The sequence below is a fragment of the Nonomuraea sp. NPDC050540 genome (assembly GCF_044457485.1).
In the GTDB taxonomy this organism is placed as follows: domain Bacteria; phylum Actinomycetota; class Actinomycetes; order Streptosporangiales; family Streptosporangiaceae; genus Nonomuraea.
The window spans coordinates 165,700-188,685 of the sequence record NZ_JBITHA010000006.1 but is presented as its reverse complement, the minus strand read 5'-3'; the positions used below and the strand labels follow the sequence as shown (position 1 = coordinate 188,685).

At 70.6% G+C, this 22,986-nt stretch carries 20 protein-coding genes and 1 pseudogene; 17 read left to right on the top strand and 4 right to left on the bottom strand.

Features of this window, described 5'->3' with window-relative positions; genetic code table 11:
* Positions 1-51: 51 nt before the first annotated feature.
* Positions 52-735, top strand: a complete 684-nt coding sequence (locus ACIBI5_RS22010; RefSeq protein WP_397249494.1) for an alpha/beta fold hydrolase — start codon at positions 52-54, stop codon at positions 733-735.
* Here ACIBI5_RS22010 and ACIBI5_RS22005 read toward each other — a convergent pair.
* The gene (locus ACIBI5_RS22005) at positions 707-1,936 is read right to left on the bottom strand and encodes a cysteine desulfurase-like protein (protein ID WP_397249492.1); all 1,230 of its coding nucleotides are present in this window, start codon (positions 1,934-1,936) and stop codon (positions 707-709) included. The genes ACIBI5_RS22010 and ACIBI5_RS22005 overlap by 29 nt on opposite strands.
* Positions 1,937-1,945: 9 nt before the next feature.
* Here ACIBI5_RS22005 and ACIBI5_RS22000 point away from each other — a divergent pair, with 9 nt between their 5' ends.
* The 7 genes and pseudogenes from ACIBI5_RS22000 to ACIBI5_RS21970 all read left to right on the top strand — a co-directional run bounded on the left by ACIBI5_RS22000 (position 1,946) and on the right by ACIBI5_RS21970 (position 8,816).
* Complete coding sequence (locus ACIBI5_RS22000; protein WP_397249490.1) at positions 1,946-2,989, top strand: winged helix DNA-binding domain-containing protein; 1,044 nt, start codon at positions 1,946-1,948, stop codon at positions 2,987-2,989.
* A 25-nt stretch (positions 2,990-3,014) separates the two neighbouring features.
* Entirely contained in the window at positions 3,015-4,430 is a 1,416-nt protein-coding gene (locus ACIBI5_RS21995) for a wax ester/triacylglycerol synthase family O-acyltransferase (protein WP_397249488.1), read from the top strand.
* Positions 4,431-4,461: 31 nt separating this feature from the next.
* The gene (locus ACIBI5_RS21990; protein ID WP_397249486.1) at positions 4,462-5,547 is read left to right on the top strand and encodes a winged helix DNA-binding domain-containing protein; all 1,086 of its coding nucleotides are present in this window, start codon (positions 4,462-4,464) and stop codon (positions 5,545-5,547) included.
* A gap of 310 nt (positions 5,548-5,857) precedes the next feature.
* Positions 5,858-6,763: pseudogene (locus ACIBI5_RS21985) on the top strand (RNA polymerase sigma factor); the annotation flags it as partial.
* A gap of 78 nt (positions 6,764-6,841) precedes the next feature.
* Positions 6,842-7,789, top strand: coding sequence for an adenosine deaminase (locus ACIBI5_RS21980; RefSeq protein ID WP_397249484.1), 948 nt, complete (start codon positions 6,842-6,844; stop codon positions 7,787-7,789).
* Positions 7,790-8,011: 222 nt separating this feature from the next.
* Positions 8,012-8,395, top strand: coding sequence for a hypothetical protein (locus ACIBI5_RS21975; protein ID WP_397249482.1), 384 nt, complete (start codon positions 8,012-8,014; stop codon positions 8,393-8,395).
* A 31-nt stretch (positions 8,396-8,426) separates the two neighbouring features.
* Positions 8,427-8,816 (top strand): peptidase inhibitor family I36 protein, encoded by a 390-nt coding sequence (locus ACIBI5_RS21970; RefSeq protein ID WP_397249480.1) that lies wholly within the window; start codon positions 8,427-8,429, stop codon positions 8,814-8,816.
* Positions 8,817-9,098: 282 nt separating this feature from the next.
* On the opposite strand, the gene ACIBI5_RS21965 is transcribed toward ACIBI5_RS21970, so the two are convergent.
* Positions 9,099-10,001: a TetR/AcrR family transcriptional regulator C-terminal domain-containing protein gene (locus ACIBI5_RS21965; RefSeq protein WP_397249478.1), complete on the bottom strand. Its 903-nt coding sequence runs from the start codon at positions 9,999-10,001 to the stop codon at positions 9,099-9,101.
* A 146-nt stretch (positions 10,002-10,147) separates the two neighbouring features.
* Here ACIBI5_RS21965 and ACIBI5_RS21960 point away from each other — a divergent pair, with 146 nt between their 5' ends.
* Positions 10,148-11,497 (top strand): carotenoid oxygenase family protein, encoded by a 1,350-nt coding sequence (locus ACIBI5_RS21960; protein WP_397249476.1) that lies wholly within the window; start codon positions 10,148-10,150, stop codon positions 11,495-11,497.
* A gap of 88 nt (positions 11,498-11,585) precedes the next feature.
* Here the strand turns inward: ACIBI5_RS21960 and ACIBI5_RS21955 are convergent, their stop codons facing one another.
* Positions 11,586-12,350: an SDR family oxidoreductase gene (locus ACIBI5_RS21955; protein ID WP_397249474.1), complete on the bottom strand. Its 765-nt coding sequence runs from the start codon at positions 12,348-12,350 to the stop codon at positions 11,586-11,588.
* 179 nt (positions 12,351-12,529) lie between these two features.
* The gene (locus ACIBI5_RS21950) at positions 12,530-13,276 is read right to left on the bottom strand and encodes a TetR/AcrR family transcriptional regulator C-terminal domain-containing protein (protein WP_397249472.1); all 747 of its coding nucleotides are present in this window, start codon (positions 13,274-13,276) and stop codon (positions 12,530-12,532) included.
* A gap of 321 nt (positions 13,277-13,597) precedes the next feature.
* On the opposite strand from ACIBI5_RS21950, the gene ACIBI5_RS21945 reads away from it, so the two are divergent.
* From ACIBI5_RS21945 to ACIBI5_RS21910, 8 genes are all read left to right on the top strand, one after another.
* Positions 13,598-13,738 (top strand): hypothetical protein, encoded by a 141-nt coding sequence (locus tag ACIBI5_RS21945; RefSeq protein ID WP_397249470.1) that lies wholly within the window; start codon positions 13,598-13,600, stop codon positions 13,736-13,738.
* Positions 13,739-13,756: 18 nt separating this feature from the next.
* Positions 13,757-13,951, top strand: a complete 195-nt coding sequence (locus tag ACIBI5_RS21940; protein ID WP_397249468.1) for a ferredoxin — start codon at positions 13,757-13,759, stop codon at positions 13,949-13,951.
* A gap of 122 nt (positions 13,952-14,073) precedes the next feature.
* The gene (locus tag ACIBI5_RS21935; RefSeq protein WP_397249466.1) at positions 14,074-15,255 is read left to right on the top strand and encodes a cytochrome P450; all 1,182 of its coding nucleotides are present in this window, start codon (positions 14,074-14,076) and stop codon (positions 15,253-15,255) included.
* Between the two features lie 198 nt (positions 15,256-15,453).
* Positions 15,454-16,020 (top strand): hypothetical protein, encoded by a 567-nt coding sequence (locus ACIBI5_RS21930; protein WP_397249464.1) that lies wholly within the window; start codon positions 15,454-15,456, stop codon positions 16,018-16,020.
* Positions 16,017-16,250, top strand: a complete 234-nt coding sequence (locus tag ACIBI5_RS21925; RefSeq protein ID WP_397249462.1) for an alpha/beta hydrolase — start codon at positions 16,017-16,019, stop codon at positions 16,248-16,250. The genes ACIBI5_RS21930 and ACIBI5_RS21925 overlap by 4 nt, the downstream gene beginning before the upstream one ends.
* 90 nt (positions 16,251-16,340) lie before the next feature.
* Complete coding sequence (locus tag ACIBI5_RS21920; protein ID WP_397249460.1) at positions 16,341-19,121, top strand: BTAD domain-containing putative transcriptional regulator; 2,781 nt, start codon at positions 16,341-16,343, stop codon at positions 19,119-19,121.
* A 198-nt stretch (positions 19,122-19,319) separates the two neighbouring features.
* Complete coding sequence (locus ACIBI5_RS21915) at positions 19,320-21,083, top strand: ABC transporter ATP-binding protein (protein ID WP_397249458.1); 1,764 nt, start codon at positions 19,320-19,322, stop codon at positions 21,081-21,083.
* Entirely contained in the window at positions 21,084-22,892 is a 1,809-nt protein-coding gene (locus ACIBI5_RS21910) for an ABC transporter ATP-binding protein (protein WP_397249456.1), read from the top strand. It abuts the gene before it with no gap.
* Positions 22,893-22,986 lie beyond the last annotated feature (94 nt).

Sequence of the window (22,986 nt, the reverse complement as noted above, 5' to 3'; positions counted from 1 at the left end):
GCAAGGTGGCCTCTTGATTCATTCCATGGTTATACGTATAAACTGGGCATCATGAAGCTCCACGTCCACGAACGCGGTGACGGCGACAAGCTGGCGCTGCTCATCCACGGCGGCATGTCCGACCACCGCACCTGGCACGCCGTCGAGGACGAGCTCGTCGCCCGCGGCTACCGGGTGATCGCCCCCGACCTGCGCGGTCACGGCGCCAGCCCGCGCGGCGAGTATCGGCCGGAACTGCTCGGCGACGACCTGGCCGAGAACCTCCCGAGCGGCGCCGACGTGGCCATCGGCCACTCGCTCGGCGGCCTGTCGCTGTCGCTGGCCGCCGAACGGCTGCGGCCGAAGAAGGCGATCTACTCCGACCCCGGCTTCGCCCTCGACGCCGTGCCCGCCGAGGCCACCGCCTTCATGCGCCGGATGGTCGCCACCGCCACCCAGGACAGCGTCAGGACCATGAACCCGCGCTGGTCGCAGGCCGACATCGACGCCGAACTGGCCGGGTTCGCGTTGTTCGACCCGGCCTTCTTCGACGGCGTCAGGGGCGACTACGTGCCCGAGCGGCCCGTCGTGCCCTCGCTGGTGCAGGTGGCCGACCCCAGCTTCACCATCAACGCGGAACTGGCCGCCGAGCTGGAGCGCCGCGGCTTCGAGGTCCGCACCGTCAAGGGCGCCGGCCACTGCGTCCACCGCGACGACCTGCCCGGCTTCATGGCCTCGCTGGAGGGCTGGATCTGAGCTCGGCCACCCCCTCCAGCAGCCGCTCCACATCGGAGTGGTCGTTGTAGTGGACCAGCCCGGCGCGCACCGCCCCGCCCGAGTCGCGCACGCCCAGCGCGCCGGTCAGCTCCCAGGCGTAGTTGTGGCCGCTCCACACGTTGACCCCCCGGGCGGCCAGGTGCTCGGCCACCCGCCGGGGCGCCAGCCCCGCCACCGTGAAGTAGGCGGTGGCGGTACGGCGGGCGGGCTTGCCGTACAGCGTGACGTGCGGCATCGTCTCCAGGCCCGCCAGCATCTCGGCGAACAGCCCCAGCTCGTGCTCCTCCGCGGCGGCCATCGAGGCCAGCAGCCGCTCGCGCCGCCCGCCCGAGCCCGGCAGCAGGCCGGCCAGGTGGTCCACGGCCGCCGTCACGCCGGCGAGGTCGGCCAGCGCGGCCGTGCCCAGCTCGAACCGTTCGGGAACGGTGTCGGGCGAGGGCAGCAGCTTGTCCGGGTGCAGCGACTCCAGCGCCACCGGGTCGGCGATCACCGCGCCGACGTGCGGGCCCGACCACTTGTAGGCGCTGGTGGCGTAGAAGTCGGCGCCGAGCGCGTGCACGTCGACCGGGCCGTGCGCGGTGGCGTGCACCCCGTCCACGTACGTCAGCGCCCCGGCCGCGTGCGCGATCTCGCAGATTCCCGCCACGTCCGGCCGCGTGCCCAGGATGTTGCTGGCCGCGCTGACCGCCACCAGCCGCGTACGCGGGCCCACCAGCTCGGCGAACTGGTCAAGAGGCAGCTCACCGGTCACCGGGTCGACCTCGGCCCAGCGCACCCGCGCGCCCGTCTGGGTCCACGGCCGCACGTTCGCGTCGTGGTCCAGGCGGGAGACCACGACCTCGTCGCCCGGCCCGGTCAGCACCCGGGCCAGCCGGTAGGTGAGCGTGGTCATGTTGGCGCCCAGGATCACCCCGTGCGGCACGCCGCCGACCAGGTCGGCCACGGCGGCGCGGCAGGCGGCCACGATCTCGTCGGCGCGGTGGCTGGCGGGGAAGGCCCCGCCCACGTTGGACAGCCCCGCCCGGTAGGCGCCGACGATGGCGTCGATGACGGGCCGCGGGGTCTGGGTGCCGGCCGCGCCGTCGAGGTAGGCGTGGCCGTCGGAGAGGGCGGGGTAGGCGGCGCGTACCGTTTCGGGGGAGTACGTAGTGGTTGCATCTTGTCTGGGGGGAAAGGCCATGATGTCTTCATGCTCACGCTGAGGGATCTCAACCGGGCCACGCTGGCACGACAGCACCTGCTCACGCCGTTCGACGGGCCGGTGGGCGAGGTGGTCGGGCGCGTGGGCGGGCTGCAGGCCCAGGAGCCGCGGCCGCCGTACCTGGGAGCGTGGGCCAGGCTCGCCCGCTTCGAACGCGCGGACCTGCACGCGGCGCTGCACGCGCGCACGCTGGTGCGCGCCACCCTGTGGCGTGGCACGCTCCACCTGGTGACCGCGGCCGACTTCGCCGCCTTCCGCCCGCTGCTGGACGAGGTGCTCTCCGGCGCGCTGTCCAGCCGCTTCCCCGGCGTCGCCTTCGACGGCGTGATCGAGGCGGCGGGGAAGATGCTGGCCGAGGACGGGCCGCTGACCTTCAACGAGATCCGGCCCCGCCTCCAGACGCTCTTCCCCGACGTCAACGACCGGGCGCTCGGCTACGCGGTGCGCATGCTCATGCCGCTCACCATGGCCCCGACCGGCGACCCGTGGAGCTTCCCGCGCGACGCCGCGTTCGGCCTGCCCGGCCTCACGCTCACGCCGGCCGCCAAGGAGGACCTCGTCACCCGGCATCTGGCCGCCTTCGGCCCCGCCACCGTCGCCGACGTACAGGCCTGGTCGGGCCTCGGCGGCCTCAAACCCATCCTGAACGGCATGCCGCTCGACCGCCTGCGCGACGAACGCGGCAGAGAGCTGTTCGACCTGCCCGGCGCCCCGCTGCCCGGCGGCGGGGCCGAGGCGCCGGTGCGTTTCCTGCCCGACTTCGACACCCTGCTCCTCGGCCACGCCGACCGCGGCAGGATCGTCGACCCGGCCTTCCCCGTCACCACCAAGAACCTGCGGGTGCGCGCGGTCTACCTGTCCGACGGCTTCGTGGCCGGAACCTGGCAGATCAAGCGCACGGCCCGCAAGGCGACGCTGCTGCTCTCGCCGTTCACGCCGGTCCCGCGCGCGAGGCTGGAGGAGGAGGCCCTGCGGCTGCTGGCCTTCGCCGAACCCGACGCCCCCGCACTTGAAGTCGTGGAGCAAGTCTGATTGGTTCGGGGCGGAGGTGTGACCTGTGCCACAGCTGACCGCCCTGGACGCCCAGTTCCTGCATTTCGAGACCGCCACCAACGTGCCCAACATCGCCGGGCTGGCCATCCTCGAGGGCGACCTCAACCGCTCGGATCTGCAGGCCCTGCTGGAGCAGCGGCTGCCGTACGTGGCGGCGCTGCGCCGCAAGCTCGCGCCGGTGCCGTTCGGGCTGGACCATCCGTACTGGGTGCAGGAGGACGACCTCGACCTCGACTACCACGTGCGCGAGATCGGCCTGCCGCCGCCGGGCGACGAACGCCAGCTCGCCGACCAGGTCTCCCGGCTGCACCCACGCCGCCTGGACCGCGGTCACCCGTTGTGGGAGATCTACCTGATCCACGGCCTGCCGGGCGGCCGCATGGGCCTCTACACCAAGATCCACCACGCGGCCGTGGACGGCGTGGGCGGCGCCGACGTGCTGGCCGCCTTGCTCGACCTCACCCCGGTGCCCGCGCCGCCGCCCCAGACCGCCCCCGATCGGGACGAACCCGCGCCCGACGGGCTGGAGATGGTCGGACGGGCCCTGATCAGGATGAGCGCCAACCCGGCCCAGGCGGTGCGCTTCGCCGCGCGGGCGCTGCCGCACCTGGACGAGATCCCGGTGGTGTCATGGATTCCCGGCAGCCGGCTGGTCTCGGGGCTGGCGCGCCGCCTGGCCGGATCGGGGAAGCTGCCCGACCTGCCCTCGCTGCCCGCGCCCCGCACGCCGTTCAGCGGGCCGGTCTCCGCCCACCGGCGCTTCGCCTTCGTCTCCCTGCCGCTGGATGAGATCAAGCTGGTGCGCAAGGCGAACGGCGTCACCGTCAACGACGTGGTCATGGCGGTGTGCGCGGGCGCCCTGCGGCGCTGGCTGGCCGCCCACGGCGGGGTGCCGAGGATGCCGCTGGCCGCCGGGGTGCCGTTCTCGCTGCGTTCGGCGGGGGAGGAGGGGCCTGGTAACCAGGTGGCGATCATGACGGCGCCGCTGGCCGTACACGTGGAGGATCCTCTGGAACGGCTGCGGCACGTGCGTGACTCGATGGGGCGGATCAAGGACAGGTTCTCGCTCGCGCCCGCGCGCTGGCTGCGGGAGTTCAGCGAGTCGATGCCCGCCGCGCTCATGGGGCTGGCCTCGCGTTCGGCGTTCGGGCTGGTGGGGCAGACGGCGCCGCCGATCAACGTGGCGATCTCGAACGTGCCGGGCCCGCAGTTCCCCCTGTACGTGTGCGGGGCGCGGCTGCTGACCCACTACCCGGTCTCGGTGATCACCGACGTGAGTGGCGGGATCAACATCACCGCCTTCTCCTACGACGGCTCGCTGGACATCGGCGTCATCACCGACCGGCAGATGGTTCCGGACCCGTGGGAGCTGACCGGATATCTGCGCGAAGCCCTCGACGAGCTGCTCAACGCGGAATGAACCTTTCCGCATGGAGTTCTAGGTTGAGTCCATGGAGCTGAGCCAGAGGGTACTCAACCGCACCACGTTGCACCGGCAGCTGCTGCTGGAGCGCGCCGGCCTGGACGCGCGGACCGCCGTCGAACGCCTGGTCGCCGTGCAGGGCCAGGAGGCCAACGCGCCGTACGTCGGACTGTGGTCGCGCCTGGCCTCCTTCACCCAGGACGACCTGACCTCCCTGCTGTACGGCAAGCAGGTCGTGCGCGGCACCATGCTGCGGGCCACCCAGCACCTGGCCGTCTCCGACGACTACCTCTGGCTGCGGCCCCTGATGCAGGTGCCGATGAGCCGGGCGCGGCAGGCCTCCTTCGGCAAGTCCATGCGGGAGGTGGATCTGGAGGAGCTGGTCAAGCTGGCCCGAGAACACCTGACCGGGCGGACGCTGACCCGGCCGCAGTTGCGCGACCTGCTGGCCGTGCGCTGGCCGGAGGTGGAGCCGTCCGGGCTGGGCTGGTCGGCGCAGTCGTTGCTGCCGATCATCCACACGCCGCCCAACGGGACCTGGAACCGGGGCGGGGCCACGCCGTTCACACTGGCGGAGGAGTGGCTGGGCCGCGCGCTGGAGCCGTCGCCGCCGGTGGAGCGGCTGGTGGCGCGGTATCTGGCCGCGTACGGCCCGGCCGGCGTGATGGACGTCCAGGCCTGGTCGGGCCTGACCCGGTTGAAGCCGGTGATGGAGGCGATGGACCTGGCAAAGTATCGCGATATTTCCGGCAAAGTTCTCTATGACCTGCCGGGGGCGGCGCTGGTCTCGGCCGACGCCCCGGCGCCGGTGCGGTTCCTGCCGTGGTTCGACAATCTGATCGTGGCCTTCGCCGACCGGCGCCGCATGATGACCGACGAGCAGCGCAAGGTGATCTGCGTCGGCTCGACCATCTACCCCACCTTCCTCGTCGACGGAACCGTCGGCGGCATGTGGGACTTCAAGGACAGCGCCCTGGTCCTGGTGCCCTTCTCACCGCTGCCGCAGGCGGCTCGGGCCGAACTGGCCGAGGAGGGCGCGCGACTGCTGGCCTTCGCCGGACATGAGGGCGGGGCGATCGAGTGGCGGGCTCCCGGAACCCCGATGCCGATCTAGGGGCCGCCCATCGCCGAAGCCGCCGATGATGTCAAGAGCCTCAGCTGATGGAGCTTTGTTCGCCCCGGCGTTGGGTAGCGTGAAAGAGGCAGCCTCACCTCAGCATCCCCATCTAAAAATTTTAGGTCGGTCCTTATTTTAGGTTGACATCATCATCGTGTCGACCTAAAGTTGGGCGCGTCCTAAGTTTGGAGAAGGGTCCCTCTTGCCTCTAGTCACCGCGTCACCGACGAAGCCGGCCCACCGAAGCGAGGAGAGCGTCTTGTCCGAAGTAGCAGAGCTTCCCGTCCTGGACGACAGCGCCCCGGGCACCGGCGACTCGGTCAAGGCGTACCTGAAGGAGATCGGCCGGGTCCCCCTGCTCACCGCCGAGCAGGAGATCGAGCTGGCCAAGCGCATCGAGGCCGGTCTGTTCGCCCGCGAACGGCTCGACACCGAGACCGGCCTCCCCCTCGACCTGCGGGCCGACCTGGAATGGGTCGCCGAGGACGGCCTGCGCGCCAAGGAGCGCATGCTGGAGGCCAACCTGCGCCTGGTCGTCTCCATCGCCAAGCGCTACACCGGCCGCGGCATGCTCTTCCTCGACCTCATCCAGGAAGGCAATCTCGGCCTCATCCGCACCATCGAGAAGTTCGACTACCGCCTGGGCTTCAAGTTCTCCACCTACGCCACCTGGTGGATCAAGCAGGCCATCACCCGCGCGATGGCCGACCAGGCCCGTACCATCCGCATCCCGGTGCACATGGTCGAACTGATCAATAAGGTCGCCCGGGTCCAGCGGCGCATGCAGATCGAACTCGGCCGCGAGCCCACGCCGGAGGAACTCGCCCCCGAGGTCGAGATCACGCCCGAGCGCGTGGTCGAGGTCCAGTCGTACAGCCGCGAGCCCATCTCCCTGCACCTCCCGCTCGGCGAGGAGGGCGACAGCGAGTTCGGCGACCTCATCGAGGACACCGAGGCGGTCTCACCGGCCGACGCGGTCTCGTTCACGCTCATGCAGCAGCAGCTCCGGTCGCTGCTGGACGACCTGACCGAGCGCGAGGCGGGCGTCATCACCATGCGGTACGGCCTGGCCGACGGCAAGCCCATGACCCTCGACGAGATCGGCAAGGTGTACGGGGTGACCCGCGAGCGCATCCGCCAGATCGAGTCCAAGACCATGTCCAAACTCCGCCACCCCTCCCGCGCCCTGGCCCTGCGCGACTACCTCAGCTAGCTCGACGCCCCCGTGTGAGTTCCTTCCCGGGCGAAAATGGGCTGCTTCGCAGGTGGGCGGTCGGTTAGGGTCCGTGCGGTGAGAGACCTGCGCGCGCTGCCCAAGGCGCACCTGCACGTACACCTGGAGAGCACCGTCCGCCCCGAGACCTCGGAGGAGCTCGGCGGCCCCGCCGGACGCGGCGGCCCGTTCGCCACCTTCCGCGACTTCGCCGACCACCGCGCGCAGGTCAGGCAGCGCCTGGTCGAACCCGAGCACTTCCGCCGCATAGCCAGGGAGTTCTGCGAGGACGAGGCGGCCCAGGGGACTCGTTACGCGGAGGTGAGTTTCACCGCGGCCGCCCACGGCGAACGGCTCGGCCGCCCGGACATGCCGCTGGAGTCCGTCCTGGAGGGCCTGGCCGAGGGCCGCCAGTACGGCGTCGAATGCCGGGTGATCCTCGACCACTCCCGCCGCCGCCCCGTCGAACGCCTCTGGAAAACCCTCAAACTAGCCCAAAGCCATCCGGAGGTCGTCGCCATCGGCCTGGCCGGCGACGAGGAGTACCCGCTGGCCCCCTTCACCGAGGTCATCGACGCCGCCCACGCCTCCGGCATCCGCCTGGTCCACCACGCCGGCGAGTCCGCGGGCCCGGACAGCATCCGCGCCGCACTGGGCCCCGGCCGCACCGCCCGCCTCGGCCACGGCATCCGCATCCTCGACGACCCGGCCCTCACCGCGCGGGTGGCCGCGGCCGGCATCGCGCTGGAGGTCTGCCCGAGCTCGAACGTCCTGCTCAAACTCGTCCCCTCCCTCCCTGAACACCCCCTGCCCCGCCTCCTCGACGCCGGCCTGACGGTGACGATCAACACCGACGGGGAGACGGACCTGGCCGCCGAGTACGAGCGCCTGCGCGACGTCTTCGGATACGGCGACGCCGTCCTGGCCGGCCTCGCCAGAAACGCGGTGAACGCCTCCTTCGCCCCGGCCGCCCTCAAAGACCGCCTGAACACCGACATCACCACCTGGCTGTCCACCGCCACGTAACCGCAGGCCCTCGGGCTGTCACTGGTGGTAAGCCTGTTGGACGGGGCCGGGCTCCGGGCGCGCACGGCGACCGTAGCCGAGCCGGGCGCGGCACGCACCGTCCGAGGTTGTCCGAGCCCGTCCGAAGCCCTGTTGGACACCCCGGCGACCGCGCTGTCCTGACTGTGTAAGCGATGAACCGGCGGCTGAACAGGCCGCTCGCCCGTACACAGGAGCGTCACCATGCACATCCGATGGGCAGGGCTCGCCACAGCGGCCACCTGCGCTCTGACGATCATCACCGCGGCCCCGCTGCCGGCCGCCGCCGCACCGGCCGTGTCATCCGCCGACTGTCCCGACGGACACGTCTGCCTCTGGCGCGAGCACGACTACGTGAGATCGGGCTGCGAGTGGATCTGGAAGCCCGCCGACGGCGTCCAGACCCTGCCCGTCTGCCTGCGCGACTGGGTCGGCTCGTTCAGGGCCGAGGTCGGCGCCTGCTTCGTCGACAGCTGGAGGGGCCAGATCCGGCAGTCGCACCGCGCCGTCAAGGGCGACTACTCGCGCGCCTACAAGTACGGCGGCGGATACGGCCTCAACTGGGACCGCATCGACCCCTCCTGCTGACCCACGACCCGCCCTCGCGAAAGGCCTTCCCATGACACTCTTCGCCACGTCCCGTGTCACCGCCGCCGCCCTGAGCCTGGCCGCGGTGTCCATGATCCCTTCGCCCTTCGCCGCCTCACCGGCCGCGGCGGCGCCGATATGCCCGGACGGCCACGTCTGCCTCTACAACGAGACGGACTTCAAGGTCAACACGTGTACGTTGCAGTGGAAGCCCGCCGACGGCGTCCGCTACCTGGAGTCCTGCCTGGCCGACAACGTGAGGTCGTTCATCGCCGAGGCCGACGCCTGCTTCGTCGACACCTACGGTGACGGCCGCGTCCGCGAGGCGCACCGGGCCGCCAAGGGCGACTACTCCCGCTTCTACAGCACCAAGTCCAAGTTCGGCCGCCGCATGAACCGGATCGACCCCGGAGCCTGCTGAGCGCCAGGTGCGTACGGCAGCAAGAATCGCGCGGTGCCGGTTTGGGCGCAGAAGACCGTCGAATGGCCTACGCCCCCGCTTGGTGACAGGTGGGGGCGTAGGGCGGTCGTTCCCAGGAGGCTGGTTCAGCAGATTCTGATCCACTCCGTCGCGTACAGAATTTCGTTGGGGATGCCGTGCCTGCCCTTTCCGTAGGACGCGATCTCCGCTTGTGAAGCGTTGTAGAGCTTCACCCTCGCGCCACCGTACTGGTTGTGATCTTGGCATCTGCTCTGTGTCTGGTCAGTGGCGGTGCCGGCGGCCGACGAGGACGGCGATGCCGTCCAGCACGCGCTGCAGGCCGAACTCGAAGTAGGCGGTCAGGTCGAAGTCGGGGTGTGGCAGCTGCTCCGGGAGGGAGCCCGAGGGCAGGCCGGCGTGGAAGAGCGGCATGTGGGAGGCGCACCACTGCTCGGAGGTCAGGCCGGTGTGGCGTTCCGACTCCGCCTGCGGCTCCAGGTTCGTCGCCGTTCCCCTGACGTAGTTGACCACCGTCCACCACGCCATCTGGCCGGTCTCCGTGTCGAGCCCGAGTTCGCGCAACGCGTGCAGGACCCAGTCCGCGTGTCGCAACATGTTCGGCATGGGCTGGGGGTGGGTGAGCGAGACGAGCCGGGGCAGCCACGGGTGCCGCTGGTAGAGGTTCCACTGAAGGCGGGCCGCCATTTCGAGCCTGGCCCGCCAGCCCGCGGGCGAGGTCGCGGGGAACTCCATTTCGCCGAACGCGCTGTCGGACATCAGCGCGGCCAGGTCCTCCTCGCCGCGTACGTGGCGATAGAGCGACAGGGTGGGGATGTCGAGCGCTGTGGCGAGGCCGCGCATGGACACCGCGGCGAATCCCTGGGCGTCCGCGATGGCGATAGCCATGCCGACGAGACGTTCGCGATCCACCCTCGGGGCGGCCTGCCGTACGGGCCGGATCCGGGGCTTTTCCGCGACCACGGTGCCGACGCGCGGGACGGCCACCACCACGCCCTCCTGGCGCAGCGTGCTCAGCGCCTTGGCGGCGGTCGCCGTGGCCACGCCCCACTGCACGGCGACCTGCCGGGTCGACGGGACGCGGTCGCCGGCGCGGAGTTCGCCCTCCGCGACGCGCCGCTTGATCTCCGTGACGATCTGCCGGTACGGCGGCTCACCTGGACCCATTGTGCTAGTACACAGCATGCGGGCAACGGCAGCCAAGTCGTGTGGTATGCACGCGTCAGGCTGGGCTAGCACACGCGGCTCCAGCGGTTGCTCGATGCCTTGTACGGCGTACCGTCCTGCTCGTACACCGTACAAGAGGAGTGAGAATGAGCAACCGCTACCTGGAGGGTCCCTTCGCCCCGGTGAAGGAGGAGGTGACCGCCCTCGACCTGCCGGTGACCGGCAGCCTTCCCGCCGATCTTGAGGGCCGTTATCTGCGAATAGGGCCCAATCCGCTCGGCGTGGAGGATCCCACCGCCCACTTCTGGGCTCTTGGCGCCGGCATGGTGCACGGCGTTCGGATCCGGGACGGCCGCGCCGAGTGGTATCGCAACCGCTGGGTCCGCTCGACGGAGGTCGCCGACGCGCTGGACAAGCTGCGAGACGGCGAGGAGCCTCCCGGGTTCATCCTGCCGTCCCCCAATGTGCACGTGATCGGTCATGCTGGGCGCACGCTCGCCCTCGTCGAGGCCGGCGGGCTCACCCACGAACTGGGCTACGAACTGGATACGGTCGGTCCCTGCCCGATGGGCGCCACCCCGGAGGGCTTCAGCGCCAACGCGCATTCCAAGGTGGATCCGCGCACCGGTGACCTGCACTCCCTGGCGTACCTGATGGGGCAGCCGTTCGCGCAGCACATCGTCACCGACCCCGCGGGCACGGTGACGCGCGTGACCGACATCCCGCTGGCCGGCGAGGAGACCCCGTTCCTGCACGATTTCGCGCTGTCGCAGAACTACGTCATCGTCTTCGACATCCCGCTGGTCTTCAGCATGGAGGCGGTTCCCTTCCGGTGGAACCCGGCGCACCAGGCACGCGTGGGGGTCCTCCCCCGGACGGGCGGGGAGGTGCGCTGGCTGCCCGTCGACCCGTTCTTCGTCAGCCACACGCTCAACGCCTACGACGACGGCTCCACGATCACCGTCGACCTGATCAGATCCGCGGGCCCGATGGACGTCACCGACCCGGGCGGGATCGAGCCGACGCTCGACCGCTGGACCATCGACCTGGCGGCCGGCACGGTCGACCAGCGCCGCATAGACGACCGGCCGCAGGACTTCCCGCGGGTCAACGACGCGTTCGCCTCTCTCCCTCACCGCTTCGGCTACTCCGCGGTGAGTCCTCTGTACGGCACGCCGTTCACGCCCGACGGGCCGCACCCCGACGAGGCGTTCACCAACGCGCTGGTCAAGCACGATCTCGTAAGCGGCACGACCGAGGTCCACGGGTTCGCGCGCGACGCGGCGGTCGGGGAGGCGGCGTTCGCGGCCAACCCGTCCGGCGGCGGCGAGGAGGACGACGGCTACCTGATGGCCTATGTCGCAGACCCCGACCGCGGCGCCTCCGACCTGGTGATCCTGTCCGCCCAGGACTTCACCGGCCCGCCGGTGGCCCGCGTCCACCTGCCCGTCCGCGTTCCTCTGGGCTTCCACGGCAACTGGATCCCCGACGCCTGACGGCGGTCCCTCCGGCCCGCGTGTTGCGATGAGCTGAGCCGGCTCCCCGGCCTGGTCAGCCGGTCCCGCATGCGGTACCGGACTTCTGTCACCAGGGCACCGGGCCCTCCTCGCTGAAGAACCCGCCGGTCGGCCCGTCGGCGGCGAGGGTGGCCAGGCGGACCAGGACCGCCGCGCCCTGGGCGGGGGTCAGGTGCCCGGTGTGGTTGTTGCTGTCGGTGTCGACGTATCCGGGGGCGACGGCGTTGACGAGGATGTCGTCTTTGCGCAGTTCGTTGGCGTATTGGACGGTCAGCGCGCTGAGCGCGGACTTCGACGGCGTGTACGCGGCTGAGGGCAGTAGCGCGGCGAAGGGCCCGTCCGGGTCGCTGGTGAGGGTCAGCGACGCGGCGTGACTGCTGACGTTGACGATGCGCGGCCCGGGTGAACGTCGCAGCAGCGGCAACATGGCGTTGGTCACCGCGATCACCCCGAAGACGTTGGTCTCGAACACCGCTCGCACCATGTGCAGATCGACGGTGCTGGGGATCTGGTCGGTGGCGTCCATGGGTGAGGTCCGCCCGGAGCCGGTGATGCCGGCATTGTTGATCAGCACGTCGAGGTGGCCGAACTCCGCCTCGATCCGCTGGGCGGCGGCCTGGACGGTGACCTGGTCGGTGACGTCCAGGACGATCGCGCGCGCGTCGCCACCCGCCGCGCGCAGCGCCGCCGCGGTCTCCTCACCGCGCCGCCGGTCCCTGGCGCCGATCAGAACCGTCATTCCCAGTACGGCCAGCCGCTCGGCGGCCGCCCGCCCGATCCCCTTGTTCGCACCGGTGACCAGCGCGATCTTCTGGTGTGCCTGTTCGGTCATGCTCGACTCCCTGAACCGGAGGAGGCGCGTCGGCGCCCTGACGACCAAGAGACGCCGGCCGCATGATCGGTGTGACAGATCGACGATGTGACGTGTCCCACCGATCGCCCGCGTCACGAAGCCGGTGAGCACCGAAGATCACAACCGGGGTCGGAGACGTGCCTCGGGCCCGCAGCGGGTCAAGGACCGTCGTGGCCGTTCGCGGGGGTGAGCCAGGTCTGCAGGCCGTCCAGGAACAGGTCGAGTCGGCGGTCGAAGTCCGCGTCGCCGGTGCTGTGGAGGTTCCTTCCGTGGTGGAGGGCGTACAGCCTGCTCAGGCGCGGGAACGGCTGCGCCGCCTTCTCGGCCGCCGGCCATACCTGCTCGACCAGGTCGCGCTCGGAGCGTCCGCTGCGGGCCAGCGTGGTCAGGAACGCGGCTTCGCTGATCGCCGACCCGAGGACGTAGGCGATCAGCGTGTTCAGCGCGTGGTCGGCCTGCTCCAGGGTGAAGCCGCCGCGTTCGAACAGGGCGAGAATGTCCTCCGAGGCGCGCATCATGTTGGGCCCGAGGAAGACCAGACCGGCCTCGCCGATCACCGAGGCGAACCAGGGATGGCGCAGGATCACCGAGCGCAGGCTGCGCGCGGTGCGAACGGCGCCGCCCCGCCAGCCGGCCGATTCCCCGGCCACCTCGATCTCGCCGTAGATCTGGTCCACGATGAGTTCGAGAAGTTCGTCCTTGCTGCTCACGTGGTAGTAGAGCGCCGGGGCGACGGCGCCGAGCCGGCTGCCGAGCCGCCGCATCGTCAGCGCGTCGATGCCCTCTTCGTCGAGCAGCCGGATCGCCTCGGACACGATCTGCTCGCGGCTCAGCTCGGGCCGTGCCCGCTTCGTGCGGGCCGGGCGGGTCCACACCGAGCCGAGCGCCTGCTCATCGCCTGACATGCGACCTCCTTCTTCACGGCCCAGCATAGCCGCTCTGTTGAACAACGTAAGACTTCATGTACGGTGTTGACTGTTTCTAACGGCGTTAAAACTGTCAAACAACGTTCAAGAAGGAGGTGTCGCGGATGGAACGCCATCCCCGGCGCTGGCTGATCCTGGCCGTCCTGTGCCTGTGCGCCCTGGTCCTGGTCGTCGACAACGGCGTACTCACCGTGGCGATCCCGACCCTCACCCACGACCTGGGCGCCACCGCTCAGGACCTCCAGTGGATCACCGCGTCCTACATCCTGGTCTTCGCCGGACTGCTGCGGCGCGCTCGTCATGCCCGGCACGCTGTCGATCCTCATCACCGTCTTCGACGACGACGAGCGGCGCAGGGCGGCCTCGATCTGGAGTTCGGCCCTCCGCGACCGCGAGGGCCTGCGGGCCGTGCCGGACATCGTCGCCGGCACCCATCACTGAAGCCGAGGGAACCCAGTCATGCACATCGACGTGGACACTCCCGCCTGCGTCGGCGCCGGCCAGTGCGCCCTGCTCGCACCCGACGTCTTCGACCAGCGCGACGACGACGGCCTCGTCGTACTCCTGCGACCGCAACCCGCACCCCAGTTCCAGGAGGCGACCCGCCAGGCGGCCCAGGTCTGCCCGGCCATGGCCATCAAGATCACCGAATGAACCCTGCCCCACGACCGGTCCGTCGTCGCCCACCACCGCCACGGCCGGACTGCCCGGCCGGAACAGCCCGCGCGAGCTCCGCACCCCTGCACGCCCCCACCTTTGGAATCAGGGAGTATGAAATGTCCGAATCTGTAGCCTTCCCCCACGAGCGCCCCGCGCGATGCCCCTTCGATCCCCCCGAGGAACTGGCGAGCCTGCGCGAGCGGCAGCCGATCGCCCGGCTGGCGTTCGCCGACGGTCACCAGGGCTGGCTGGTGACCAGCCACTCCCTGGTCCGCGAGGTGCTCGCCGACCCCCGCTTCACCTCACGCTACGAACTGCTGCACCACCCCCTCGTCCCCGCCGGATCGGGCCCGATGCCCCCGGCGCCGATCGGAGACCTGTCCGGACTGGACGCCCCCGAGCACACCCGCTACCGCAAGCTGCTGACCGGCCAGTTCACCGTCCGCCGGATGCGGCAGCTCACCGGACGCGTCGAGGAGGTCACCGCCGAGCACCTGGACGCCATGCAACGGCAGGGCCCGCCGCTCGACCTGCTCAAGGCCTACGCGCAGCCGATCCCCGCGATCATGATCTGCGAGGTGCTCGGCGTGCCGTACGCGGACCGCGACACCTTCCGCCGCCAGGCGGCCGACAGCATCGCCGCCTCCTCGCCGCAGGACCAGTTCACCGCCTTCGCCGCGCTCGGCGAGTACATCGGCGATCTCGTCCTGGCCAAACGGGCCGACCCGACCGACGACGTGCTCAGTGACCTGACCGGCACCGACCTGTCCGACGAGGAACTCGCCGGTGTCGGCACCCTCCTGCTGGGAGCCGGCCTGGACACCACCGCCAACATGATCGCCCTCGGCACCTTCGCCCTGCTCCAGCACCCCGGCCAGCTCACCGCACTGCGCGAGGACCCGGGCCTCGCCGACAAGGCGGTGGAGGAACTGCTGCGCTACCTGACCATCGCCCACACCGGCATCCGCGCCGCCTTGCGAGATGTCGAACTGAACGGCCATCTGATCAGGGAAGGCGAAACGGTGGTCCTGGCGGCCAACGCCGCCAACCGCGACCCGGCCAGGTTCCCCGACCCCGACACCCTCGACCTGAACCGTCAGGCCACCGGGCACCTCGCCTTCGCCCACGGCATCCACCAGTGCCTCGGCCAGCAACTGGCCCGCGTCGAGCTACGCGTCGCCCTTCCCGCGCTGCTCACCCGCTTCCCCGGCCTACGGCTGGCCGTCACGCCAGAAGAGGTGCCGATGCGCACCAACTCCAACGTCTACGGCGTACGCGAACTACCGGTTACCTTCTAGATGTACTGATCACAGAGGTTAGGTACTGATGAGAGCAGCCGAGGAAGCCTTCCCCGGCTGGTTCCGGCCCCTGGTCATGACCCGCTTTCTCCTGACGACGGCGGGCTCGCCGGCCATCCTCGTCTCACTGGCGACGTCCTGATCCGACGATGAGGAACAGGCGCTTCGCCTGCCTTTCGACTTGATGACCGGAGAAGCATGACAAGATCCGTTCGTACCCTGCCCGTTCTTCTGACGATGGTCACGGTCCTGGTCCTCCTCGGGAACGCGGCGGCGGCTGTTCCTGTGGGCGCCGGTACGCCGGCCGTCCGGGCCATCGCCTGGACGCCGTGCGCCGCGGACACGAGCGCGGAATGCGGCACCTTGACCGTCCCCGTCGATGGGGCGAAGCCCGGCGGCCCCACCGTCGATCTGGCCGTGGCCAGACGGAAGGCCACCGATCCCACGGCCAGAACGGGCTCCCTGATCGTCAACCCGGGTGGTCCCGGCGAATCCGGGGTCGACTTCATCCTGAGACGCCAGGGCTACTTCAGCGAGGAGATCACCCGAAGGTTCGACATCGTCGGGTTCGACCCCCGCGGTGTGGCGCGCAGCAATCCCGTGGTCTGCTCCGCCGAACTCATGCGGCAGGAACCAGCCGACCCCTTCCTGAAGAGCCAGGCCGACTTCGATCGATGGCACGACCACAACGACCGGCTCCGCGCCGACTGCCGGGCCAGGACCGGACCGCTGTTCGACCACGTCGACACGCTGCCTGGGCGGTGAACGCGGCCGGCCAGATCGGCGGTGAGGCGCGGCTGCTGACCTACGAGGGCTGGGGGCACAGCATCCACAACCGGCGTGCGTGCACTCGCGACGCGTTCGACCGCTACCTCATCGAGCAGGCGCTTCCCGCTCCTGGCATGCGCTGCCCGGCGGTTTTCTACACCCGCACACCGACGAGCGAGCTGCCGGCCTCCCGGGGTGACGTGCCCGAGCCGCGCACTGGCGTGTAGGCGGGGCTGGGAGATTGTGGGGAAGGCCGCGCTCGGGGTGGACGGTAGGGTGATCGTCCTTGCGGTGAAGGATGACGGGGGTGGGCGGGCATGGGGGATGAGCTCAGGTTTTCGGTGCTCGGCCCGGTGCAGGCGTGGCGTGACGGCCGGGAGTTGGAGCTTGGCTCGCCGCAGCAGCGCCTGGTGCTGGCCGTGCTCCTGCTCGCCGACGGCAGGGCGGTCGGCGGTGACCAGCTCATGGATGCGCTGTGGGGTCAAGGGCGGCCGCGTACCGCGCTTCAGGTGTTGCGCACGTATGTGTCGCGGTTGCGTGCGGTGCTGGGGGCCGATGCGTTGGTGTCGGTTGGCGATGGGTACGCGCTGCGGGCGGGCGCGTGTGATGCCGCCGAGTTGCGGATGCTGTACGGCGAAGGCCGCTACGCCGAGGCGCTGGCCCTGTGGCGCGGCGAGCCGCTGGCCGGGCTCGGCGGCGACTACGCCGAGGCCCAGCGCGCCCGCCTGGCCGAGCAGCGGCTGGCCGCCCTCGAACACCGCCTCGGCCAGGACCTCGACGAAGGCAAGCACGCCGAGGTGGTCGTCGAGCTGAGCACCCTGTGCGCCGAGTACCCGACCAGGGAACGCCTGCGCGGCCTGCTCATGCTGGGCCTCTATCGCGGTGGGCGGCAGGCCGAGGCCATCGGCGTCTACACCGACACCCGCAGGCTGCTGGCCGATGAGCTCGGCGTGGATCCCTCGCCCGAGCTGGCCGAGCTCTACCAGCGGATCATCAGCGCCGACCCGGCGCTCGGCCGCGCACCCGCCCGGCCGGGAGCCGCCGCAGGGCCGCCGGCCCGGCGGGTGCCGCGTCAGCTGCCCGCTGACGTGGCCGACTTCACCGGCCGCCGGAGCGAGGTGGAGGCGATGGCGCAGGCGTTGCGTCCAGGGGAGGCGTCGGCGCTGGTGGTCTGCGCGGTGGCGGGTGCGGGCGGGGTGGGCAAGACCACGCTGGCCGTGCACGTGGCGCACCGGCTGGCCGGGGACTACCCGGACGGGCAGTTGTTCGTCGATCTGCGCGGCTCGGGCGTCCAGCCGCTGGAGGCCGAACTGGTGCTCGGCGCGTTTCTGCGCGCGCTGGGTGTGGAGGAGGCGCCGGAGGAGCCGGCCGAGCGGGCGGCGTTGTATCGCTCGATGGTGGCCGACCGGCGGATGCTGGTGGTGCTCGACAACGCGGCCGGGGTGGCTCAGGTGCGGCCGTTGCTGCCCGGCTCGGCCACCTGCGGGGTGCTGGTGACCAGCAGGGCCCGGCTGATCGGGCTGACCGGCGCACGCCAGCTGGACCTGGAGGTGCTCGGGCCGGTGGCCGCGTTGCGGCTGTTGTCCGGGATCGTGGGTGAGTCGCGGGTGGCGGCCGAGCGGGGCGCGGCGATGGATCTGGTCGCGGCCTGCGGGTTCTTGCCGCTGGCGATCAGGATCGCGGCCGCCCGGCTGGCCGCCCGGCCCGGCTGGAGTGTGGCCGGCATGCGCGACCGGCTCTCCGACGAGCGGCGCAGGCTGTCGGAGCTGCGCGCCGGCGATCTGGCGATCGAGGCCACGTTCGCGCTGGGGTATGAGCAGCTCGACGAGGCGCACGCTCGGGCCTTCCGGCTGCTGGCCGTACCGGATATGGCGGATGTTTCGCTGCGTGCCGCGGCCGCGCTGCTGGATCTGCCCGAGCAGGAGGCGGAGGCGGTGTGCGAGGCGCTGGTCGACGTCAGCATGCTCGAGTCGCTCTCGCCCGGCCGCTACCGCTTCCACGATCTGCTGCGCGTGTTCGCCAGGAGCCGGGCGGATTCCGGCGCCGGCGCGGCGCTCGACCGGCTGCTCGAGTACTCCGCCGCCGCTGTCGCCGGCCGCTTCCGCTCGCTGTTTCCCGGCGACCTGCGCGCCGAGCTGCTGCCCACCGGCGAGTGCCGGGACGCCTTCGATCCCGCCGAGACCGACGCCCTGCTCTCTGTCGTACGGCAGGCCGCCACGCGCGAGCACGCCGACCGCTACCGGCTGGCCTGGATCGTGGACATGCTCACGGACGTCGCCCCGGAGTCGGTGGCCTACCAGCACACCCTCGACCTCCTGGTCGCGCGGGCCGGCGGCGAGCCGCGGGCCGAGGGCCTGGCCCGCTACCTCCGCTCGACGCTGTCCTCGGCCGACCGGGAGGCACGCCGGTCCGACGCCCTGGCGGCCATCGATCTGGCCCAGGGCGACCCCTACGTGACGGCCGTCGCCACCGCCTCCCTCGGCGTCCAGGCCTACGACGACGGCGACTACCAGGGCTCGGTCGAGCTCATCAGGCGAGGCGTGGAGATCTTCGCCGGCCGCGGCGACAGGGGCGCCCAAGCTCTCTGGCTCGGCTTGCTGGCCCGCTCACTCGCCGCCGCCGACGAGCCCGGCCAGGCCGTGGAGGCGGCCAGATCGGCCTACCGCGTCCACGCCGAGCTTGGCGGCGGCACCCCGCGGCACCCGTGGGCGCCCTACCAGCTCGCGTTCACGCTGCAGGCCGTGGGTTCGCTGGAGGAGGCGCTGCGCATGTACGAGAGCGCGGTCACGGGCTTCCGCGAGATCGGCGAGCTCGACTGGATCGGCACGGCCGCCACCCGGATGGCCGGCATCCACCTCACCCTGGGCGATCACGCCCGCGCCCTCGAACTCGCCGAGCAGGGCCTGGCCGCGCTGCGGGAAGCCGACGACGAGCACTGGCAGGGCAAGGCCCTGATGATCCTCGGCCAGGCCCTCACCGCCACCGGCCAGCGGGAACGCGGTCACGTCTGCCACGCCGAAGCGCTGGAGATCTTCGACCGCCTCTCGCTGCCGGAGGCCGAAGACGTCCGCACCCTGCTGGCCGCGGTGAACGCATAGCTGCGTCCGGCCACGGACGCTCACTACCTGACCGGGAAGGACCTCGGTTCCCGGACGTGTCCCCAGGCGCCGGAGCACGTCGGCGTGTCAAGCGAGCGCGTGCGGGCCGAGGCCTGATCCGGTGCCCGGATAACCGATTCCGAACTGTCGGTCGAATTTGATACAACAGTCGCCGGCGAGCTTGGCGAAGGGAAGAGCGTGACAACACGGGCGGAGTTCACGGTCCCAGGCGCGCGCCATGATCGGCGGGGTCCGGCCCGCTGGATCTGGTCGCACCTGCGCCGCCAGCCGCTGTACCTGACCGGGTCCCTGGTCGGAGCGGTCGTGATGGTGGTGCTCAACGCGGCCATCCCCGGCCTGGTCGGCGACGCCTTCGACGCCGTGCTCGCCCGGCGGGACGTGCTCCCGATCGCCCTGGTGCTGCTCGGCGTCGTCGCGCTGCGCGGCCTGCTCGACTTCTGCGCGCGCCTGAGCAGCGAGCTGCTCGCCAACCGGCTCAACCGCGACACCCGCGACGAGCTGTACGTGAGCCTGCTCGGCAAGAGCCAGACCTTCCACAACCGCCAGCGCGTCGGCGATCTGATGGCCCGCGCGGCCAACGACATCAGGCAGCTGCGCATGCTGGTCGCGCCCGGCCTCGACATGATCGTCGACTCCGGCGCCCAGGCCGTCATCCCGCTGGTGTTCATTGCGTTCATCGACCCGCGGCTGCTGCTCGTGCCCGCGATCTTCATGGTCGCCTTCGGCCTCGCGCTGTGGCACTACATGCGGCAGCTCAACCCGGTCGCGACCGGCATGCGCGAGGAGTTCGGCACGCTGAACGCCGGGCTGAGCGAGGCCGTGCGCGGCATGGAGGTCATCAAGGTGACCGCGCAGGAAGGCGGCGAGCGGCTCAGGTTCCGGCGCAACGCCCGGAGCTACCGCGACCTGTTCGTCCGCGAGGGCCTGGTCCGCGCCCGCTACCTGCCGACCCTGCTGCTCGCCGTGGCCATGGCCGGTGCCCTGTGGCACGGCGTCCACCTGCACGCCGCGGGTGACCTGACCCTCGGCCAGCTGATCGCGTTCATGGGCCTGATGGGCCTGCTGCATTTCCCGACGAACGTGTCGACGTTCACGTTCTCCCTGGTCCAGCTGGGCTTGGTCGGCGCGCGCCGCATCCTGGAGATCATGAACGCCGAGACCGAGCTCGACCAGCACACGGACGGCCGCACGGCTCCGATGCGTGGCGAGGTCGTGTTCGAGGACGTCTCGTTCGGCTATGAGGGCGCACAGGTCCTGAAAAACGTGTCCTTCACGGTACGGCGCGGCGAAACGGTGGCCATCGTCGGCGAAACCGGCTCGGGCAAGAGCACGCTGACCAAGCTCGTCTCCAGGATCTTCGACGTCGACTCCGGGAAGATCCAGATCGACGGCGTGGACGTACGCGACTGGAACCTCGACTCGCTGCGCTCGCAGATCTCCACCATCGAGCAGGACATCGTGCTGTTCTCCCGTCCCGTGGCCGAGAACATCGCCTTCGGCCTGGGCCAGCAGGCCAGCCGCGAGGCCATCGAAGCCGCCGCGGCCGACGCGCAGGCCGCGGAGTTCATCGCCGAGCTCGAGGACGGCTACGACACCGTGATCGGCGAGCGCGGCGTCACGCTGTCCGGCGGCCAGCGCCAGCGCCTGGCCATCGCTCGCGCACTGCTCACCGACCCGGCCATCCTGATCCTCGACGACTCGACCAGCGCCATCGACTCCGGCACGGAGGACCTGATCCAGCAGGCGATCGAACGCATCCAGTCCGGCCGCACGACGCTGCTGATCACCCACCGGCTCGCCCAGATCCGCTGGGCCGACAAGGTCCTGCTGCTCAGGCGGGGCGAGGTGATCGACTTCGGCACCCATACCGAGCTGCTCGGCCGAAGCCCGCTCTACCGCCGGATCTTCTCCCACTACGACGAGGTGGAGGTGCCCGTCTAGATGGGTTTCCTGATGGACGGCCTGGAGGCCGAGGACTACGACCGCGTGTACAGCGACCGCGACCTGCTCCGCCGTATCCTGCGCTACTTCTGGCCCAAACGATGGGCGATGCTCCTGGTCGCCCTGATGGTCGTGCTCGGCTCCGCGGCACAGGCGGCCGTACCTCTGATGATCAGCTCGGGCATTGACAGGATCGTCGCGGGCGGCAACATCTGGGCACTGGCCGGAGGCATCCTGCTCGCCGGCGCCCTCGGCTGGGCGTTCAGCTTCGTCCGGCAGTGGTTCAACGCCAAGGCCACCGGCGACGTGGTGCTCAGCCTGCGCGAGGACGCCTTCGACGCGGTCCTGGAGCGGGACATGTCGTTCTACGACGAGAACCCGTCCGGGCGGATCGTCAGCCGGGTCACCTCCGACACCGACGACTTCGCCAACGTCGTCGGCCTCAGCATGGACCTGCTCAGCCAGGTGCTGGTCGTCGGCTTCGTCACCACGCTGCTGTTCACGCGGAGCGCTCCGCTCGCCCTGCTGACGCTGGTCATCGCGCCGATCGTGATCCTGTGCGCGCTGCAGTTCCGGCGGATCGCGCGCACCACCACGCGCCGGGCCCAGCGCTCGATGAGCCGGGTCAACGCCAACCTCAACGAGACCATGGGCGGGATCTCCGTCGCCAAGAACTTCCGCCAGGAGCAGCGGGTCTACGACGAGTTCCGCCCGATCAACGAGCAAAGCTACGCGGTGAACCTGCGGCAGGGCTTCGTCTTTTCCAGCATCTTTCCGCTGCTGTTCCTCATCGCCGGACTGGCAGAGGTGGGGCTGGTCCTGGTCGGCGGCAGGTCGGTGCTGGACGGCGGTCTGTCGGCCGGTGACTGGTATCTGTTCCTGCAGGCCATCGCGTTCTTCTGGTTCCCGCTGACCTCGATCGCCGCCTTCTGGTCGCAGTTCCAGCAGGGTCTGACGGCGGCCGAGCGGGTGTTCGCACTGATCGACGCGCCTCCACGAGTGGTGCAGACCGACGCGCTGCCGGTCGGCGAGCTGGCCGGGCGGATCGAGTTCCATGACGTGAGCTTCGGCTACTCCGCCGAGGTCCCGGTCCTTCAGGACTTCAGCCTCACGATCGAGGCCGGGCAGACCGTGGCGTTGGTCGGCCACACGGGGGCGGGCAAGTCCACGCTGAGTAAGCTCATCACCCGCTTCTACGAGTTCCAGGGCGGCACCCTCCTCATCGACGGCCGCGACATCAGGACCCTTGACCTCCCGGCGTACCGCCGGCAGATCGGGGCGGTGCCGCAATTGCCGTTCCTGTTCAGCGGTACGGTCGCCGACAACATCCGCTACCCGCGCCCGGAGGCCACGGACGATGAGGTGCTGGAGGCGGCCGTCGGCGTGGGAGGCGGCGACTGGATCGAGACGCTGCCCGACGGCCTGGCCACCGACGTCGGCGAGCACGGCAGATCGCTGTCCATGGGCCAGCGCCAGCTCGTGGCCCTGGCCAGGCTCCTCATCCAGAACCCTGCGATCGTCGTCCTGGACGAAGCGACTGCCAGCGTCGACCCGCTGACCGAGGCGCAGATCCAGGACGGGCTCGACACCGTGCTGGCCGGCCGGACCTCCATAGTGATCGCGCACCGGTTGTCGACGATCGAGCACGTGGACAGGATCCTCGTGCTCGACCACGGCCGGATCGTGGAGCAGGGCGATCACGCCACCCTGCTGGCCAGGGGCGGGCGCTACTGCGAGGTGTACAACACCTACTTCCGGCACCAGTCGCCCAACTACCGCCCCGGCACCGGTTTCGTCACCGTCAATTAGCCGTTCCGGCTCGACGACGCGGCGCAGGCCATTCTCGCCGCGTCGACCGCCCCGCGGGCCGGCGGCGCCACCTTCACCATCGGCACCCGCGTGA

Coding starts and splice junctions, on each gene's coding strand:
- ACIBI5_RS22010 (WP_397249494.1), top strand. CDS start 52: ATGAAGCTCCACGTCCACGAACGCGGTGACGGCGACAAGCTGGCGCTG.
- ACIBI5_RS22005 (WP_397249492.1), bottom strand. CDS start 1,936: ATGGCCTTTCCCCCCAGACAAGATGCAACCACTACGTACTCCCCCGAA.
- ACIBI5_RS22000 (WP_397249490.1), top strand. CDS start 1,946: ATGCTCACGCTGAGGGATCTCAACCGGGCCACGCTGGCACGACAGCAC.
- ACIBI5_RS21990 (WP_397249486.1), top strand. CDS start 4,462: ATGGAGCTGAGCCAGAGGGTACTCAACCGCACCACGTTGCACCGGCAG.
- ACIBI5_RS21975 (WP_397249482.1), top strand. CDS start 8,012: ATGCACATCCGATGGGCAGGGCTCGCCACAGCGGCCACCTGCGCTCTG.
- ACIBI5_RS21970 (WP_397249480.1), top strand. CDS start 8,427: ATGACACTCTTCGCCACGTCCCGTGTCACCGCCGCCGCCCTGAGCCTG.
- ACIBI5_RS21965 (WP_397249478.1), bottom strand. CDS start 10,001: ATGGGTCCAGGTGAGCCGCCGTACCGGCAGATCGTCACGGAGATCAAG.
- ACIBI5_RS21960 (WP_397249476.1), top strand. CDS start 10,148: ATGAGCAACCGCTACCTGGAGGGTCCCTTCGCCCCGGTGAAGGAGGAG.
- ACIBI5_RS21955 (WP_397249474.1), bottom strand. CDS start 12,350: ATGACCGAACAGGCACACCAGAAGATCGCGCTGGTCACCGGTGCGAAC.
- ACIBI5_RS21950 (WP_397249472.1), bottom strand. CDS start 13,276: ATGTCAGGCGATGAGCAGGCGCTCGGCTCGGTGTGGACCCGCCCGGCC.
- ACIBI5_RS21945 (WP_397249470.1), top strand. CDS start 13,598: ATGCCCGGCACGCTGTCGATCCTCATCACCGTCTTCGACGACGACGAG.
- ACIBI5_RS21940 (WP_397249468.1), top strand. CDS start 13,757: ATGCACATCGACGTGGACACTCCCGCCTGCGTCGGCGCCGGCCAGTGC.
- ACIBI5_RS21935 (WP_397249466.1), top strand. CDS start 14,074: ATGTCCGAATCTGTAGCCTTCCCCCACGAGCGCCCCGCGCGATGCCCC.
- ACIBI5_RS21930 (WP_397249464.1), top strand. CDS start 15,454: ATGACAAGATCCGTTCGTACCCTGCCCGTTCTTCTGACGATGGTCACG.
- ACIBI5_RS21920 (WP_397249460.1), top strand. CDS start 16,341: ATGGGGGATGAGCTCAGGTTTTCGGTGCTCGGCCCGGTGCAGGCGTGG.
- ACIBI5_RS21910 (WP_397249456.1), top strand. CDS start 21,084: ATGGGTTTCCTGATGGACGGCCTGGAGGCCGAGGACTACGACCGCGTG.